13 protein-coding genes are annotated in these 16,459 nt (G+C 67.7%); 4 read left to right on the forward strand and 9 right to left on the reverse strand.

The window, feature by feature from the left end:
- Positions 1–5: 5 nt before the first annotated feature.
- From OG817_RS11655 to OG817_RS11685, 7 genes are all read right to left on the reverse strand, one after another.
- Entirely contained in the window at positions 6–2,360 is a 2,355-nt protein-coding gene (locus OG817_RS11655; protein ID WP_406053971.1) for an arylsulfatase, read from the reverse strand.
- Positions 2,361–2,464: 104 nt separating this feature from the next.
- Positions 2,465–4,237: a SulP family inorganic anion transporter gene (locus OG817_RS11660; RefSeq protein ID WP_406053973.1), complete on the reverse strand. Its 1,773-nt coding sequence runs from the start codon at positions 4,235–4,237 to the stop codon at positions 2,465–2,467.
- A gap of 18 nt (positions 4,238–4,255) precedes the next feature.
- Positions 4,256–5,188: a polyphosphate kinase 2 family protein gene (locus OG817_RS11665; RefSeq protein ID WP_406053975.1), complete on the reverse strand. Its 933-nt coding sequence runs from the start codon at positions 5,186–5,188 to the stop codon at positions 4,256–4,258.
- Positions 5,185–7,983, reverse strand: coding sequence for a cation-translocating P-type ATPase (locus OG817_RS11670; protein WP_406053977.1), 2,799 nt, complete (start codon positions 7,981–7,983; stop codon positions 5,185–5,187). The genes OG817_RS11665 and OG817_RS11670 overlap by 4 nt, the downstream gene beginning before the upstream one ends.
- A gap of 53 nt (positions 7,984–8,036) precedes the next feature.
- Positions 8,037–8,336 (reverse strand): hypothetical protein, encoded by a 300-nt coding sequence (locus OG817_RS11675; RefSeq protein WP_396393567.1) that lies wholly within the window; start codon positions 8,334–8,336, stop codon positions 8,037–8,039.
- A gap of 84 nt (positions 8,337–8,420) precedes the next feature.
- The gene (locus tag OG817_RS11680) at positions 8,421–10,115 is read right to left on the reverse strand and encodes a SulP family inorganic anion transporter (protein ID WP_406053980.1); all 1,695 of its coding nucleotides are present in this window, start codon (positions 10,113–10,115) and stop codon (positions 8,421–8,423) included.
- 15 nt (positions 10,116–10,130) lie between these two features.
- Entirely contained in the window at positions 10,131–11,627 is a 1,497-nt protein-coding gene (locus OG817_RS11685; protein ID WP_406053982.1) for a DUF2252 domain-containing protein, read from the reverse strand.
- Positions 11,628–11,906: 279 nt separating this feature from the next.
- Between OG817_RS11685 and OG817_RS11690 the strand changes: the two genes are divergently transcribed.
- From OG817_RS11690 to OG817_RS11705, 4 genes are read left to right on the forward strand one after another with little or no spacing between them, the layout of a single operon-like run.
- Positions 11,907–13,196, forward strand: coding sequence for a diacylglycerol/lipid kinase family protein (locus OG817_RS11690; RefSeq protein WP_406053984.1), 1,290 nt, complete (start codon positions 11,907–11,909; stop codon positions 13,194–13,196).
- Between the two features lie 9 nt (positions 13,197–13,205).
- Entirely contained in the window at positions 13,206–13,424 is a 219-nt protein-coding gene (locus OG817_RS11695) for an amphi-Trp domain-containing protein (RefSeq protein WP_406053986.1), read from the forward strand.
- 13 nt (positions 13,425–13,437) lie between these two features.
- The gene (locus tag OG817_RS11700) at positions 13,438–14,022 is read left to right on the forward strand and encodes a phosphatase PAP2 family protein (protein WP_406053988.1); all 585 of its coding nucleotides are present in this window, start codon (positions 13,438–13,440) and stop codon (positions 14,020–14,022) included.
- Entirely contained in the window at positions 14,019–14,477 is a 459-nt protein-coding gene (locus tag OG817_RS11705; protein ID WP_406053990.1) for a DUF6069 family protein, read from the forward strand. The genes OG817_RS11700 and OG817_RS11705 overlap by 4 nt, the downstream gene beginning before the upstream one ends.
- Before the next feature lie 9 nt (positions 14,478–14,486).
- On the opposite strand, the gene OG817_RS11710 is transcribed toward OG817_RS11705, so the two are convergent.
- A complete protein-coding gene (locus OG817_RS11710) occupies positions 14,487–15,101 on the reverse strand; it encodes a hypothetical protein (RefSeq protein ID WP_360455909.1) in 615 nt (204 codons plus the stop codon).
- 10 nt (positions 15,102–15,111) lie between these two features.
- A complete protein-coding gene (locus OG817_RS11715) occupies positions 15,112–16,275 on the reverse strand; it encodes an AI-2E family transporter (RefSeq protein ID WP_396393573.1) in 1,164 nt (387 codons plus the stop codon).
- Between the last annotated feature and the right edge of the window lie 184 nt (positions 16,276–16,459).

Here is a 16,459-nt window from a genome sequence, read left to right on the forward strand (position 1 = left end):
GCCGCCTACTCGCGCATCAGCATCAGGGCGGCCTCGCGTTCGAGGTCGAGGTACGGATCACCGCTGACGTCGACCGCGACCCGGTTGATGGTGCCGCCGGTGAAGGCGTGCGGTGGCTGGCCCGGGTAGTCGTCGGTGATCGGCTCTCCGGCATGCCTGCCGACGTACAGACCCGCGCCGGCGATGGCGAACGCCCCGAGCTGGGTCTTGATCTGTCCCTCACCGACCTTCTCGTCGCCGTGGTACAGCGACAGTGTTCCGGTCGCGCCGTCGGGATCCATGCCCTGCTTGTCGAACGAGGCCGACAGGATCAGGTTCTCGCCCGTCGGGATGTCCTTGGTCCCGACGACCTGCTGTTCGATCGCGCCGACGAAACTGTTGACGTAGTGCAGCCGGTTGTCCTTCACGTACAGGGCATGGCCACCGAACCTCGCGCCCATCGCGAACAGCACGCCTTCGGCGCCCGGCGCCGGGATGTCGACCAGAGCGCCGATCGAGAAGGAGCGGTTGCGGGTGTTGACCGCCTGCCATTCCGAGACCGGAGCAGTGTCCGGGTAGTACACGTAGCGGTCTTTGGCCGCGGTCAGCTGGGGCCGGGCGGTGGTGAGGATCTCGACCGCGGAGCGGTCGTCGAGCGGGAACGCGTTGTTCGCGCCGGCCTCGGAGAACCAGATGTTGACGAGCTCGCGCAGTTTGTCCGGCTGCTCCGCCGCGAGGTTCCTGGTCTCGGACCGGTCGACCTCGACGTGGTAGAGCTCCCATTCGTCGGCGTTGAAGTTGCCCCAGCCGGCGATGGTCGGGTGGGTGGTGACCGCCTTCCAGCCTTCGTGGTAGATCGCCCGGGATCCCAGCATCGAGTAGAACTGGGTCCGCCGGCCGGACTCGGCCGACGCGTCGTCGACGCTGGCGCGCATGCTCATCCCGTCGAAGTTGCTCTGGGTGTGTCCCTTGATCGCCTCCGGGGCATCGACGTCGAGGACGTCGAGAATCGTCGGGACGATGTCGATCGCGTGGTGGTACTGGTGGCGGAGTTCCCCGCGGGCCTGGGTGCCCTTGGGCCACGAGATGATGCAGGGGTCCGCGGTGCCACCACTGAACTCGTAGCGCTTCCACATCTTGAACGGCGTGTTGAACGCCATCGCCCAGCCGTTCGCGTAGTGGTTGTACGTCCTGGTACCACCCAGGTCGTCGAGCTTGGCGAGGTTCTCCGCCAGGTCGTCGTCGATCCCGTTGGCGAACTTCATCTCGTTGACCGAGCCGTTCGGGCCGCCTTCGCCGCTCGCCCCGTTGTCGGACACGACCACGACGAGGGTGTTCTCCAGTTGGTCGGTCTGCTCCAGGTACTCGAGCAACCGGCCGATGTGGTGGTCGGCGTGCGCGAGGAATCCGGCGTACACCTCCGCCATCCGGGCGAACAGGCGCCGCTCGTCGGCGTTGAGCGTGTCCCACGGACGGGTGTAGTCCAGCGCCGGGAACGGCTTGTGGTCCGGGCCGCTGCGCGACTCCGGGGTGCCGATCGGATTCACCGGCGGCAGTTCGGTGTCGGCCGGCACCAGCCCGAGCTTCTTCTGGCGCGCCAGGGTCTCTTCCCGGATCACTTCGTACCCCTGGTCGAAGCGGCCCGCGAACTTCTCGATCCATTCCTTCGGCGCATGGTGCGGAGCGTGGCAGGCGCCGGGTGCGTAGTAGAGGAAGAACGGCTTCTCCGGGGCGATCGCCTTCGCGTCCTTGATGAACTCCACCGCCTTGTCGGTGATGTCATCGGTGAGGTGGTAGCCCTCCTCTGGCGAGCGTGGCTGATCGACCGGGTGGTTGTCGTAGACGAGGTCGGGATACCACTGGTTCGTCTCGGCCCCGAGGAACCCGTACCACCGCTCGAAGCCCCTGCCGGTGGGCCAGTTGCGCCGGGTCGAGGCGAGGTTCATCTCGTCGGTGGGGCACAGGTGCCACTTGCCGACCATGTAGGTGTTCCAGCCGCGCTCGCCGAGGATCTCCGACAGCATCCCGTTCTCCGGTGGGATCGTGCCGCTCGCGTTCGGGAATCCGATCGCCGCCTCGGTGATGCACGCCATGCTGTTGCGGGTGTGGTTGCGGCCGGTGAGCAGGCACGACCGGGTCGGCGAGCACAGAGCGGTGGTGTGCCACTGGGTGAAGCGCACCCCGCGCGAGGCGATCGCGTCGATGTGGGGGGTCTCGATCGGACCGCCGTAGCAGCTCATCGCCGAGAAGCCGACGTCGTCGAGGACGATGTAGACGACGTTCGGTGCACCCTCGGGAGCCTTGGGCGGTTCGAACGGCGTCCAATCCGGCTCGGAGTCGCGAATGTCGACGTTGATCGTCCCTCGGAACTGCTCAGGCATGATGCCCCTCCTGGCTGATCGGCAGCAGTCAGGCCAGCCTCGCCGAGCCCCGATTCGGGGTCTTCACCCGCAAGGGATGAAGCGACTTTCGCGCACCGCCGGGCTCATCGCCGCGACCCTCCGTCGTCAGCCTCCGGCTGCGGACTGCGCCAACTCGCGCCGGTCTGCCGTACGTACTCCGCGACCGCCTCGTCGAGCGTCGGGAGGAAATGCGCCGGGTCGATCGTCCGCGTGAGTTCGTACCGCTCGATCTTCTCGCGCACCGGATCCTTCATCTCCGCGAAGACCAGGGACACGCCGTGTGCGTTGAGCCAGGCATCCAACTCCTGCAGCATGTCGGAGGCTGTGGTGTCGACGTCGGTGATCGGCTCGGCGGCCACGATGATCCAACGGAGGTCGGGATCATCCGTGGCAATCTCCCGCACCTTGTCACTGAACATCCGCGCGTTCGCGAAGATCAGGGGCGCGTCGAAACGGTAGACGACCAGACCGCGCAGGAGTTCGGCGTCGGGGTAGTTCTCGGTGTCGTGCAGGCCCGCGATGCCCTCCACCCGGCCGAGCTCGGCCTGGTGCGGCCACCAGGTGCGGCGGAAGACGTTGAGGATGGACAGGCCCACGGCGACGAGAATGCCGGGCAGTACACCCAGGAAGGCCACGCCGAGCAGCGCGATGATGGACAGCCCGAACTCGGTCCGGCGCTGATGCCACAGCCGGCGGGTCCCGGCGATGTCGGCCAGGGACAGCGCGGCAGCGATGACGATCGCGCCCAAGGTCGGCTGAGGCACGTACTGCATCAGCGAGGTGGCGAAGACCAGGACCACGGTGATCATCGCGGCGCCGACGATGCCGGTCACCTGGGACCGGGATCCGGCCTGCTCGGCGACGGCGGTGCGCGACCCGCTGGTGCTGACCGGAAAGCCCTGGAAGAACCCGGCCGCGATGTTGGCCGCACCAATGCCGACCATCTCCTGGTTCCCGCGCACCCGATCGCCCTTGCGCGCGGCGAACGCCGATGCCGTGGACATCGTGTCGGCGAGCGCGACGACGGCGATGGCGAACGCCCCGATGAGCAGCGGCGGCAGATCGTCCCAGCTGACCGCTGGGACCGTGAAGGGCGGGAATCCCTGGGGGAGTACGCCGACCGTGTCGACGTCGTGCGACTCGAGGTCGAACGCGTTGACCAGTAGGGCGGCCAGCACCACGACGATGAGCACGCTCGGCAGCTTGGGAAGCAGCCGATTCAGCAACAGGATGCCGACCAGCGAACCTAACCCGAGGATCGCGGCCGTCACGTTGGCGTCACCGTCCGCGAGCCCCGACCCGAAGGCGCGCACCTCGGCCACCAGCCCGTCGGCCTCGACCGAGAAACCGAAGAGCTTGTCCAGTTGACCGACGATGATGGTCAGCGCGAGCCCGTTCATGTAGCCGATCTGGGTCGGTTTCGACAGCAGGTCCGCCACGAACCCGAACCGGGCCACGCCGGCGACCACCATCACCACACCGACCATCACGGCCAGCATCGAGGCGAGCGCGACGGCCCGGGCGGGGTCACCGTTGGCGAGCAGGAGCGGCGCTATCGTTGCCGCGATCATCGGACCCAGGGACGAGTCGGGACCAAGCACCAGCACTCTGGACGGTCCGAAGACCGCGTAGCCGAGCAGGCAGAGAATCGAGGTGTACAGCCCGGTCACAGGCGGCAGCCCGGCCAGTTCGGCGTACGCCATCCCCTGTGGCACCAGCAGCGCCGACAGCACGAGGCCGGCGACGATGTCCTTCGGCAGCCATGCCCGCTCGTACGACCTGGCCACCCCGACCGCGGGCACGTACTCCTGCCACCAGGGAGGTTTCACATCGGGGCGTTCCTCGACACTGGCCATGGTGGTCAGCCGATCGGCCTATGCTTCCGCGGCGAACGGATCGGCTGCCGCGCCCTCAGGGGCCTGTTCCTCCAGCGTCTCCTTGATCTCTTGCAGCGCCTTCTGCGCCTTGTTGCCGACCTTGGGATACCGGGGATCGATCTCGATCAGCGTGTTGGCGATCACCGAGGCGGCGGCGATGCGCGCGTACCACTTGCGGTCGGCGGGAATCACGTACCACGGCGCCCACTCGGTGCTGGTCTTGGACAGCATCCGCGAGAACGCGTTCTGGTAGTCGTCCCAGTACTCGCGCTCGCGGATGTCGGCCGCGGAGAACTTCCAGTTATGGTCGCGCAGGTCGATCCGCCGCAGGAAGCGGATCCGCTGCTCCTCCCGGGAGAGGTTCAAGAAGAGCTTCACGATCTTGATGCCGTTGTCGCTGAGGGTCCGCTCCCACTCGTTGATTTCGCGATAGCGCCGTTTCCAGAGTCCCTGGCGGGTGCCCGGCGGAAGCTTCTGGCGGTCGAGGAGTTCCGGGTGCACGCGGACGACGAGCACCTCCTCGTAGTGCGAGCGGTTGAAGATGCCGATCTCACCGCGACCCGGTAGGCGCAGCCCGTAGCGCCACAGATAGTCGTGGTCCAGTTCCGCGCTGGAGGGGACCTTGAAGCTGTTCACCGACACACCCTGGGGATTGACGCCGGTCATGACATGGCGGATGGTGCCGTCCTTGCCCCCGGCGTCGAGCGCCTGCAGCACCACCAGCACGCCATGGGTGTGCTGCGCGTACAGCCTGGACTGATACTCGGACAACAGTTCGGTCCCCTGGGCCAGCAGTTTGCGGCCGCGCTTCTTGGAGCGGATCATGCCCCTGAAGTCCGGCTCGAAGTCCCTGGCCAGCTTGACGTTCGAGCCCGGTTCGACCCGGAACGGCTCGATGAAGTCGGCGATCCGCTGCTCGCGAGATGTCATTCGCTGGCCCCTACCTTTTCGGTGCGCCTGGCACGAGCCGGCGCGACGGCGTGCTCCGGGCTGAGTGTCGGCCGCGACCGCAGCCGCCGCCTCCGGACCAACTTGTCCACCTCGACGACGATCGGAAGGAGCGCGGCCAGGCCGAAGCAGACGAGCCACTGGCGCGGGCTGAGTGCGACGGTGAGCATCCCTTCCTGAAGCGTCGGGAGCTGGGTCGCCAAGGACAACAGGACGACGGGGATCAGGCCGATCCCCAGGGCCTTCATGATCGGTGGCGTCAATCCGCTGGTCGGCGCGCGCCGGTTGACGATCGCGTTGAACACGGTCCCCAGACCCATCACCACGAACGTCATCGTCAGCGAGACGGTGCCCTGCGTCGTACTCGGGTCGTCCGGCCCCGCCACCAGCGGTACGAAAGCCGCCAGGAAGAGCACGGCCGCGTAGACGATCCACCGGATCACCGCGTTCCGGTTCGTGATCGGTACGGCGGGATCGCGCGGCGGACGGTGCATCACGTCGGGATCACCGGGGTCGACAGCGATGATCACCACACCCACCGCCGTGGCGAAGAACAACAGGAAAAGGACCATCGACGGAGTCATCGCCACGCCGTCGTTGATGTCGAACACGGTGGCGGCGAGGAAGAGGAGGACCAGCGCCAGCAGCTGCGTCATCTGATACCGCACGTACGAGACGACCTTGTCGTAGACGCGCCGCCCGATCTCGACGGCGTGCACGAGGGTGCCGAAGTTGTCGTCGGTGAGCACCATCCGTGCGGCCTGCTTGGTCACCTCGCTGCCGCTTCCCATCGCCACCCCGATGTCGGCCTGTTTGAGGGCGGCGGCATCGTTGACGGCGTCGCCCGTCATCGCAACGATCAGGCCTTGCTCCTGCATGGCCCGGGCGAGTCGCAGCTTGTCCTCGGGAGTGACCCGCCCGAACACGTGCAACTCGGGCAACTGCTGCTTGAGCTGCTCGTCGGTGAGTGCCCGCAGTTCCGCGCCGCTGATCGCCCCGGGACCGAGGCCCAGCTCCTCGCCGATCGCCTGAGCGGTGATCGCGTGATCACCGGTGATCATGCGGACGTCGATGCCGGCTGTGAGCGCCGTACCGACCGCGCTCTTCGCCTCCGCGCGCAGCGGGTCGATGATGCCGGCCATACCGACGAACGACAGCCCCTTGGTCAAGGACATCGGATCGTCGGTCATCGCGGTCAGCTCGTGGTCGGCAACCAGGCGGGCAGCGAACGCGAGCACGCGCAGACCCTTCTGCCCCATCCGCAGGTTGGCCTCGTCGATGCCCTCCCGCGACTGCGTGATCGGGACCTGCGAGCCGCTGAGCGGTCCGCCCGCCTCGCTGCAGCGCGCCACGACGACGTCGGGCGCGCCCTTGACCAGCTCGATGAGATGCTCGACGCCGTCGACGTTCACTCGGTGGAAGGTCGCCATGAACTTGTACTCGGAATCGAACGGAACCTCTGCCAGCCGCGGGTAGGTACGTCGCGTCTCCTCAGCGTCGACACCGAGTTTCGCGGCCAGTACGACGAGCGCGGCCTCGGTCGGATCGCCGATCACCGATCCGTCGTCGCCGACCACTGCGTCGCTGTCGAGGGCGAGCCCGAGACCGAGGCGGGTGAAGTCCGGCACGGGGGCGCCGGCCACCGAATGGATCGCGCCGCTCTTGCGGTAGCCCTCGCCGTCGACGGTGAACCACAACCCGCTCGCGTACAACGTCGAGACCATCATCTGGTTCAACGTGAGCGTCCCGGTCTTGTCGGTGTTGATGACGCTGGTCGCACCGAGAGTCTCGACATCGGTGAGGTTCTTCACCACGGCCTTCGCCGCGGCCAGTTGCTTCGCACCGAGCGAGAGCAGGCCCGAGACGAACGCCGGCATACCGGTCGGGAGCGCCGAGATGGCCATCGCGGTGCCGAGCAGCAGCAGGTCCTTGCCGGGAGTCCCGCGGATCAGGCCGACCACCACGATGACCGCGACAGCACCCCAGGCAATGATCCCCAGAACCTTCGTCAGCGAGTCCAGCTCGCGCTGGAGCGGCGACCGGGTGCGCTTCACCGAGGTGAGCATTGTCGCGATCCGGCCCATCTGCGTCTGCATCCCGGTCGCGGTGACCACGATCGTGCCCGTGCCCCGCGTCACCGAGGTGTTCTGGAACAGCATGTTGGTCTGGTCGCCGAGACCGACGTCGGGGGCGGTCAGTACGGCGGTGCCCTTGGCGATCGGCGCACTCTCTCCGGTGAGCGCAGCCTCCTGCGCCTCCAGCGTCGCGGACCGGACGATCCGGCCGTCCGCGGGCACGATGTCGCCGGCCTCGACCTCGACGATGTCGCCCGGAACCACCTGCGTGGCCGCGACCATCGTCACGTCGCCGTCGCGGATCACTCGGGCCTGCGGCACCTGCAGATCGGCGAGGGCATCGACACTCGCCCGTGCCGTCAGCTCCTGGCGGGTACCCAGTCCGACGTTCAGCAGGATGAGCAGGGCGACGATGACTCCGGTCGAGAGCTCCCCGATCAGCAGGCTGACGACCACGACGGCGATCAGCATGAGGTTCATCGGGTCGCGCACTTGCTGGCCCGCGATGGCCCAGATCGAGGGTGGCTTCTCGGCCGCGATCTGGTTCGCGCCGTACGACGAGAGCCGGCTCGCCGCCTCGCTCCCGGCCAGCCCCGTCACGACATCGGAGCCGGCCGCGGCGACGACCTCATGCGCCGCAAGAGCGTAGGGCGGACGCTCGGCGCCGGTCGCCGACGACGCTGTGGTACCGATCTCGCTCACTTGTGCCTGCCTCCATGTCGCGTCAGCGGTCGGTCACTCTGCGGTCTTGGTCCTCAGGCCTGCGCGCCGGACGGATAACCCGGTGCCTGCCTGCGCTGCGTCCACCCCGCGCCCCAGTGCGCGATGTCGAGAACGCCGGCCAGGACCACCCAGAACCAGTCCAGCCCGCTCAGGCCGCCGGTCCGCCAGAGGATCACGTACATGAGTGTTGCGAAGGGAAGGAAGATCAGTCCGAGGAGCGGCCAGATCCAGCTGTCGAAGGCGGCGTCCACCAACTTGGGCCGTGCCACCCAGACGATGAACAGCGCCAGGCGTGGGAAGACTCCGGCGAACAGCGCGAACAGGCACCCCATGGTCGTTCCTCTCGTAGGCTTCCACCGACCATGCCTCGGCACGGGCGGGGCCTGCCTCATCCACAGAGGATGTCTCGCAACGACTCATCCGCTGAGAGGCAGACGCGGGTCGGGGTCGGCCCGGTAGGCGCGGAACGCCTCCGCCAGGGTCGGGAAGATGTTGTCCTCGCCGATCGTGTCCAGGGTCCCGTACGCCCGGAGCGTCGAGAGCAACTGGGTATCCGGCCGGACGAGCACGAAGCGGGCGTTGTGAGCCCTGCTGTAGTTGACGAGGTTGGCCAGCGTCACGCCGGCCGAGTAGTCGATGTCATCGATCGCGGCGCAGTCCAGCGCCACCCAGCGGACGGGGTCGGGAGCGGCGGAGATGACCGACTCGAAGTGGTCGGCGAAGCGGTTGGCGTTGGCGTAGAAGAGTTCCGCGTCGTAGCGGAAGACCACCAGACCGGGCAGGCTCTGCGCGCCCGGCTTTGCCGGCAGGTAGATCGGCTCGCCGGCCTGATTCTGACCGATGACGAAGTCGCCCGGCGTGTACTGCCGCCGGACGAGATCGAGCAGCGAGAGCACGATGGCGAGGATGATTCCCTGCTCGACGCCGACGGCGAAAACGGTGATCGCCGTGATCACAGCCACTACGAACTCGTTCTTGCGTCGCATCCACAGCCGCTGCAGGCCGGGCACGTCGATCAGGCTGACGCCGATGAGGAAGACGATCCCGGCGAGAACCGCCGTGGGCATGTCCGCCAGCAGTCCGGTGCAGAACAGGGTGAACACCAGCACGACGGCCGCCATCGTCAGGTTGGCGAGTTGGGTGCGCCCCTTCTGCTCGTCGAGGATCTGCGTCTTGGTCGGGCTGCCGTTGACCACGAAGGTGCCGGTGAGGCCCGCGGCGAGATTGGCGCCACTCAGCCCGACGATGTCCCGGTTGATGTCGACGGCATCTCCGTGCTTGAACGCGAAACTGCGGGAGGTGGCGGCGCTCTGGGCGATGATGAGCACGAAGCAGGACAGGGCGGTCGGCACCACCTTTCCCACGTCCGACCAGGAGATCCCCGACGGCAGGCCGATCGGCGGGAATCCGCCCTGCACGGCACCGACCACGGCGACTCCGTGCGCCTGCGCGTCGATCAGGGCGGAGACAGCGGTCAGCAGGACGACGGCGACGACGGCACCCGGGACGGCCGGGATGAAACGCCTGAAGATCTGGATGACCACGATCGTGGCCAGCCCGAAGGCCAACGTGCCGAGCTCGATCGAGGACAGCGAAGTGATCCAGTGCCATTGCTGTTCGAACCAGCCGCCCTTGCCCTTGGGGATGCCGAGCAGGTCCGGAATCTGCCCGGACAGCACCTGGATGCCGACGCCGGTGAGGAACCCGATCAGTACCGACGCGCTCAGGAAGTCACCGATGAAGCCCAGGCGCAGAAGCCGCGCCAGGATCAGCAGGGCACCGCAGACCAGCGCTGTCAGGCTGGCGAAGGCGAGCCAGTCGGGCGATCCGGGCGTGACTCCGGCGATGCCCAGACCGGTCAGGCCGGCGGCGAGCACCGCGGCCGTAGCCGAGTCCGCGCCCACGACGAGCAGCCGCGACGAGCCCAGGAGCGCAAAGAGCAGGGTGGGAAAGATGATGGTGTACAGCCCGGTCACGATCGGCGTACCGGCGATCGACGTGTAGCCCATCACCTCCGGGATCGCCACCGCCGACAGGGTCAGACCCGCGATGAGGTCGCGCGTCAGCCAGGCCCGCCGGTAGCCGCGCAGCGGCTCGGGGATCAGATTCATGCCGGCCGGTCGTGGTCAGACTTGCTGGATGGCGTCGATCCGGTTCGAGCTGATGGCTTTGGCGAAGTCGGCGAAATCCTGGTCGTTCTGGGCTGCGTAGCGTTCGGAGAAGTCGGTGATCGACTTGTCGAAGGCATCGTCGTCGCCGAGGTAGGCAGCGATGGAAACCGCGTCACCCGATCGTGCGTGAGCACGGGCCAGGGTCCATCCGCAGGTGCGGGCGTAGTAGGCCATCACCGCGGGCAACATCAGCTCCACGAGCGCTGAGCCCTTCATGTCGCGCAGTTGGCGCCAGTAGAAGTACCGGTCGGCCTGAACCCCTTTGGACCAGCCGAGGAAGATGTCGCTGCTGGCCTGCATCAAGCGCTGGCCCTGGACCACCCGCTCGCCCGGCTGCCTGAACGCGCTCTTGCGCAACGGCCCTTCGAGAACCGACCTGGTGGCCTCCTTGACCTGGAGGAACAGCGGATCGCCGCGGTCACGGCCCTGCAGCAGGACGACGAACGCTCGCGTTCCGACGCTGCCGACGCCGACGACCTTGCGGGCCCAGTCGATGACCTCGAAGCGCTCGAGCAGTTGCCGAACGTCGGGCCGAAGGGTGGAGCGGTAGTCGCGGAACAGGTCGAAGACGACCTCCTCGAGATCTCCGGGCTCCACGCCGTACGCGGTGTGGAGCTCGCGCGCGGGGACGATCACCGGCGGGACGCTGGCGATGCGGTAGCGGCCGTCGACCTCTTCGCCGAGCTTGGACAGGGCCTGATTGCTGTTGCGGGAGTGGGCCTTCAGCGCATTCTTCGTAAAGCGCTTGTGGGCCTCTTTCACCTGCTTCGCCGTCATCCCGCCCGTGCCGTCCTCGTCGGCGGTCTTGTTCTTGCCCTTACCCTTCTTGGATCCCTTGCCCTTGCTGTCGGCTCCGGCCAGGAGGGCATTCACCGACTGGTTGATCTCGTCCTCGGATATGTGGGCATACCACACGTCGAGGGTTCTCTGGGCGGCGAAGTCGGCCATCGTCTCCCGGTAGGAGGTGACACAGGCCTTCGTGATCGCGCGAGCGTCCGACTCCGAGTATCCGTTGTTCTGTGCCGCCACCATGAAACTCGCGGCCAGCCGTTTGACGTCGTACTCGAACGGGCCTGGGAGGGTCTCGTCGAAGTCGTTGATGTCGAACACCAGGTTGCGCTCCGGCGACGCGAAGACGCCGAAGTTCGACAGGTGGGCATCCCCACACAGCTGGACCTCGAGACCGGCCGTGGGCGTGTCGGCAAGGTCCGTGGCCATGATCTTGGCTGCGCCACGGTAGAACGTGAACGGCGAGACCATCATCCGGCCGTGCCGCACCGGGACCAGGTCCGCGTCACGCCGCAGGTTCTGCTCCTCGATGAGCGCTACCGGGTCCGGCCGGTCCGCGGCGGGCACCCAACCGGCGTGACTGTCCGGATTCACCCGGGCGCGCGCTTCCAGACCTCGTGCGGTGCGCTCGTCGAGAGTCGGATGTTCAACCTTCGTCGCCATGATCGGCCGCCCCTTCTCGCCATCGCAGGCGCGACTCGTCGGACGAGCCGGGTCCCCACCCTGCGATCGGCGTACTCCTCCGACGATCCGGCAGAACCCGGGCGCACCGCATCACCCCTGAGGGAGGATCACGCCACGACGCCAGCCTGACGGCCGGTCCGGGAGCAGATCATCCGGGGTGTGGGATGCCTCGATGGGAGCGGCCGCACAGGATGGGCTTGGCGTCGGGGCTCGGCGCCGAGGCGGAGATGCTGAGGGCGGGCCGATGGGGTGGAATTCGTGAGGCGGCGGGTTGCCGCGGTTGTGGCGCTGTTGGTAGGGGCGGCGACGGTCGTGCTTGCCGTCGTGGTCGCGGTGAGTCAGTTCCCGCGCGGGCTTTTCGTGTTGGGCTGCGTGGTGATCGCTGCCGGCGCGGCCTGGTACGGCGTGTTGCGGAGAGGGATCGCGCGCGTCGTAGGGCTGGCCGTGGCCGGCCTGGCGCTGGCCGGTGCGGTGGTCCTGGTTGCCGTGGGTGGGAACTTCGGCGTCGATCTGCTCGTCGTGGTGGGGCTCCTGGTCACTCTGGCAGCGTCACGAGCCACCTTTACCGGCCACGTGGATCTGCCGCGGGTGCCCGCCCCACAGCATCCGGTGCTGTTCTACAACCCGAAATCCGGCGGGGGAAAGGCAGAACGCTTCGCTGTCGCCAAGGAAGCACGCGACCGCGGGATCGAGCCGATCGAGCTGAAGCGCGGGGACGACCTCGAAACCCTTGTCCGCGGCGCGGTCGCCCGGGGTGCTGACGGACTCGCGATGGCCGGCGGGGACGGATCGCAGGCGGTCGTCGCCGCGGTCGCCGCCGAACTCTCGCTGCCCTACGCCTGCATACCCGCCGGCACCCGCAACCACTTCGCGCTCGACCTCGGGGTCGACCGTGACGATGTGGTCGGTGCTCTCGACGCCTTCGTCGATGGCGGCGAGCGGCTGGTGGACCTCGCGGAGGTCAACGGCCGGGTGTTCGTCAACAACGTGTCACTCGGCGTGTACGCCGAGGCAGTACAGCGCACCGGCTACCGCGCTGCCAAGATCCGGACCATCCTCGACACCGTTCCCGATGCGCTCGGTACCGGTGGCAGCGATCTCGACATGCGCTGGACCGGCCCCGGCGGCCATGGACATCGCGGGGGTGCGGCCGTGCTCGTGTCCAACAACCGCTACCGCCTCGGTCGTGCCGTTGGTTCCGGCACCCGACCGCACATCGACGACGGCCTGCTCGGCATCACCGTCATCGGAGCACCAGCCGACGGCGGTCAACGCCCCCTCCAGCGTCCATGGCGCGAGTGGTCGGCTCCCTCCTTCGAGGTCGACGCCGATCGCCCGCTGCCGGCCGGCGTCGACGGGGAGGCGCTCATCTTCGACGCGCCTTTGCGGTTCCGCATCCGACCCGGAGCTCTCCGGGTGCGCATCGCGCACCAGCACCCCGGATCCTCGCCGTCGGCGCTGGCTCCCGAGGGCCTTCGCGACGGACTGGTCCAGTTGGTGCGCATCGCCCTCGGCCGAGACCGGAAGCCGGCAAGTCCCAACCCCTAGGAGGCCGCAATGGATCTGATCGAGGTCAAAGAGAAGGCGTCGATGAGCCGAGAAGACGCCGCGGCTCGCTTGCACGCTCTCGCCGACAGCCTTGCCAAGGAGAACGAGGTCGAGTTCGACCGCGGCGGCCTGCGGGTCAAGGTCCGCGTTCCTGACCAGGTGCACTTCAAGCTCGAGTTCGAACTCGGGGACGACGGGAGCGAACTCGAGGTCGAGCTCACATGGTGACGGAACCCGTTGCGTGAGCGCCTCACTGCACCGCATCTCCGGCTATGACCGCGCTGCCTACCGAGCGGTCGCGCGGCTGTCGACACCGGCCTTGGACGAGCCGATCCGGCGGGTGTCCGATTTCGCCAACTTCTCCAAGCTGTGGTTCGTCGTTGCCGGTGCCCTTGCGGTGTTCGGCGGTCCGCGGGGCCGGCGCGCCGCGGTGACGGGGCTCACCGCGATCGGGGCAACGTCCCTCGTGGTGAACCAGCCGATCAAGAAGCTGACGGGCGAACGTCTCCGGCCCGACCGGCGCGGCCTCGGCGTACCCGTGCAGCGGTGGGTGCGGATGCCCGCCTCGGGATCCTTTCCGTCCGGACACTCCGCGTCCGCAGCGGCCTTCGCCGTTGCCGTCGGAGGCGTCCTGCCCGGACTCCGGCCGGCCTTGCGGGTGACGGCGTCGGTCATCGCGTTCTCCCGCGTCTACACGGGCGTGCACTATCCGAGCGACGTTCTGGTCGGGGTGACCATAGGAGCGCTGTTCGGGCGGTTGACCGGGCGGCTGGCGCTTCGCCGCTGGCCACCATCGGAGCCGAATGAGAAGGAGCACACGTCATGACAGTTCAGCCCACGCACGGCGGTGCGAACGCGGTAGCAGCCGGTCGGCTGTGGGCCGGAGGCGCGGCCACGGCCGTCGTCGCCGCATTGATCGCCATCGTCGGCATCCTGCTCGCCCGCGGCGTCTTCGACGTAGCCGTCCTGGCGCCCGAAGGCGAGGGCACCTGGGGAGACGCGGACACGGGGAGGTACGCGTTGTACTGCGCTCTGGCGGCGCTGATCGCCACCGGCCTGATGCATCTGCTGCTGATCTCGACGCCCCGGCCCCATCAGTTCTTCACCTGGATCATGATGCTGGCCACCGTCGCGGCAGCGCTCGCGCCCTTCATCACCAGCGGGTCGACGTCGTCGAAGGTCGCGACAGCAGTGATCAACCTCGCCGTCGGGATCGCCATCGTCACCTTGGTGAACGGATCAGCGCGGGCGGCGACGCAAGAACGCCGCACCGCTCGGTAGCCGCAGACGTCAGGGTTTGCGCACGGCTGTCGCGTGCCGCCGTGACCAGCGCGCGCGGCGGGTGCGGGCGCGGACGAGGAACTCGCCCAGCTGATAGTGCGGGTCGGACGAAGTGGCGAGCGGCTCCGGCGAGCCGAAGACGACGTCGGAGATGGTGAGCCGGGAACCTCGACTCAGAGCATCGTGATAGCCGACGAGGCGCCCGTCGACTCGAAGGTAGGTCTTGCCGCTGGTGTGCCAGTCGAACCTCAGTTCCGCGAAGTGCGCACTGGGGTTCGGCAGTTGGCCGATGTCGTGCCAGACCCGGTGGAGCCGGACCCGGACCAGGGCCTGGAACGTGGTCAACGGTTCGAGACTCAGGGTGAACTCATCACCGAGGCGAAGGATCTGCAGCGACGAGTTGACGGCTCGGCCTGGGTGCTTGATCCGCAGCAGGCAGCTGACCCCGATCACCTCGAGAAGGGGAGTTTCGAGGACGTAGTGGAGACTGCGGCCTGGTGCGATCAACACGGTGCCCTCGGACGGGCTCAGCACGAGCGAGCCCGGCGACAAGCTGCCGGGCAGACCTTGCAGGGACCGGATGTTGTGATCCGGGAATTCGTGCAGCAGCACTGAGCGCCACATGGCGATCTCCTCATCCGATCGGTTCGGCGGCGACCTCGCCCGGAGGCAGCTCCGCAGGTTTCGCCGGCGGGGTGGTGTCCTCCGGGAGTTGGCCGCCGGAGATGAGATCGCCGAGCCAGCGGGTGGAAGGGTCGGCGTCGAGGAGCAGAGCCTTGACCAGGAGCGACAGTGGAATGGCCAGTACGGCGCCCAGCGGGCCGAGGATCCACGCCCACAAGACCAGGGAGAGGAAGGTCAGAGTCGTGGACAGCCCGACCGCGTCGCCGACGACCTTCGGCTGGATGATCGACTGGATGATGAAGTTGATGACGCTGTATGCCACGATCACCCACAGGAAGGTCGCCCAGCCGTGGTCGAGGAGCCCCAGTAGCGCGGGTGGGATCACCCCGATGAAGAACCCGACGTTCGGTATGTAGTTGGTGATGAGGGCGAGCAGCCCCCACAGCCAGGGCAGCGGGATGTCCAGCAGGTAGAGGACCCCGACGTCGAACATGGCCACGATCAGCCCGAAGACGGTGGAGACGATCAGGTACCGCGTCGTACCACGCGCGAAGCCGGTCAGGGCGCCGGTGACTTCCGGCCTGACCCGCGCCGCCTGGCGCAGGCGGTCCGGGAAATGGGTGGAGTCGATGCCCATGAAGAACAGGACGGCGACGACGAAGGCCAGGCTCGAGAAGACCCCGAGGAGTCCGCTCAGCCAGCCTTGCAGAATGTCGAAGAGCGCCCCGAGGTCGAGCTTCTTCAGGGCAGCCTCGAGTTGCTCCTGGCCCACGCCATGGTCGGCCAGCCAGCTGCGGGCATCCGCGACCAGCGCGGTGAACTTGTCCTCATAGGTGGGCAGCAGGCTCGCCAGCTTGGCGACCGAGAGGGCCAGCGCTGCCGCGACTCCCAGCAAGAAGACGTTCACGACCACAAGTGCGATCAGCGCGGCGAGCCACCCCTTGACGCCTTTCCTGACCAGCAGCCGGCGCAGTGGACTCACCGCGATCGTGAGGACGAGCGCGAGGAAGACAGGACCGACGATCCCCGCGAAGCCGCGCAGCCCAGCGGCCGTCAGAACCGTGGCTCCGGTGCCGAGGAGAATGATGACTCCGCGCGGCAGTGCCAGTGGGGCAGGCGACGAGCCGGCTTCCGGCCTCCGGCCGTCGGGGGAGTCCGTCGAGCCTGCGGACATCGTCGCAACCTCCCTTTCCCGACCCGCCTGGGCTTCGAAGATCGCTCAGATCGCCCTGGCCAGCATCACCCACCCCGGATGATCATTCGCCGACTCCTGGTACGTCGTCCGCCAAGGGTGACGCGCCGCCCGTCGGTGCGGTCCTACTGTCGACCCGCGCTCGACGTCCGTCGAGGACCGAGCA

Origin of the sequence: Kribbella sp. NBC_00889 (assembly GCF_045207705.1) — a bacterium.
GTDB lineage: Bacteria > Actinomycetota > Actinomycetes > Propionibacteriales > Kribbellaceae > Kribbella.

Excerpts from the sequence above, each read along its gene's own strand:
- OG817_RS11655 (WP_406053971.1), bottom strand. The coding sequence starts at position 2,360 with ATGCCTGAGCAGTTCCGAGGGACGATCAACGTCGACATTCGCGACTCC.
- OG817_RS11660 (WP_406053973.1), bottom strand. The coding sequence starts at position 4,237 with ATGGCCAGTGTCGAGGAACGCCCCGATGTGAAACCTCCCTGGTGGCAG.
- OG817_RS11665 (WP_406053975.1), bottom strand. The coding sequence starts at position 5,188 with ATGACATCTCGCGAGCAGCGGATCGCCGACTTCATCGAGCCGTTCCGG.
- OG817_RS11675 (WP_396393567.1), bottom strand. The coding sequence starts at position 8,336 with ATGGGGTGCCTGTTCGCGCTGTTCGCCGGAGTCTTCCCACGCCTGGCG.
- OG817_RS11680 (WP_406053980.1), bottom strand. The coding sequence starts at position 10,115 with ATGAATCTGATCCCCGAGCCGCTGCGCGGCTACCGGCGGGCCTGGCTG.
- OG817_RS11685 (WP_406053982.1), bottom strand. The coding sequence starts at position 11,627 with ATGGCGACGAAGGTTGAACATCCGACTCTCGACGAGCGCACCGCACGA.
- OG817_RS11695 (WP_406053986.1), top strand. The coding sequence starts at position 13,206 with ATGGATCTGATCGAGGTCAAAGAGAAGGCGTCGATGAGCCGAGAAGAC.
- OG817_RS11705 (WP_406053990.1), top strand. The coding sequence starts at position 14,019 with ATGACAGTTCAGCCCACGCACGGCGGTGCGAACGCGGTAGCAGCCGGT.
- OG817_RS11710 (WP_360455909.1), bottom strand. The coding sequence starts at position 15,101 with ATGTGGCGCTCAGTGCTGCTGCACGAATTCCCGGATCACAACATCCGG.
- OG817_RS11715 (WP_396393573.1), bottom strand. The coding sequence starts at position 16,275 with ATGTCCGCAGGCTCGACGGACTCCCCCGACGGCCGGAGGCCGGAAGCC.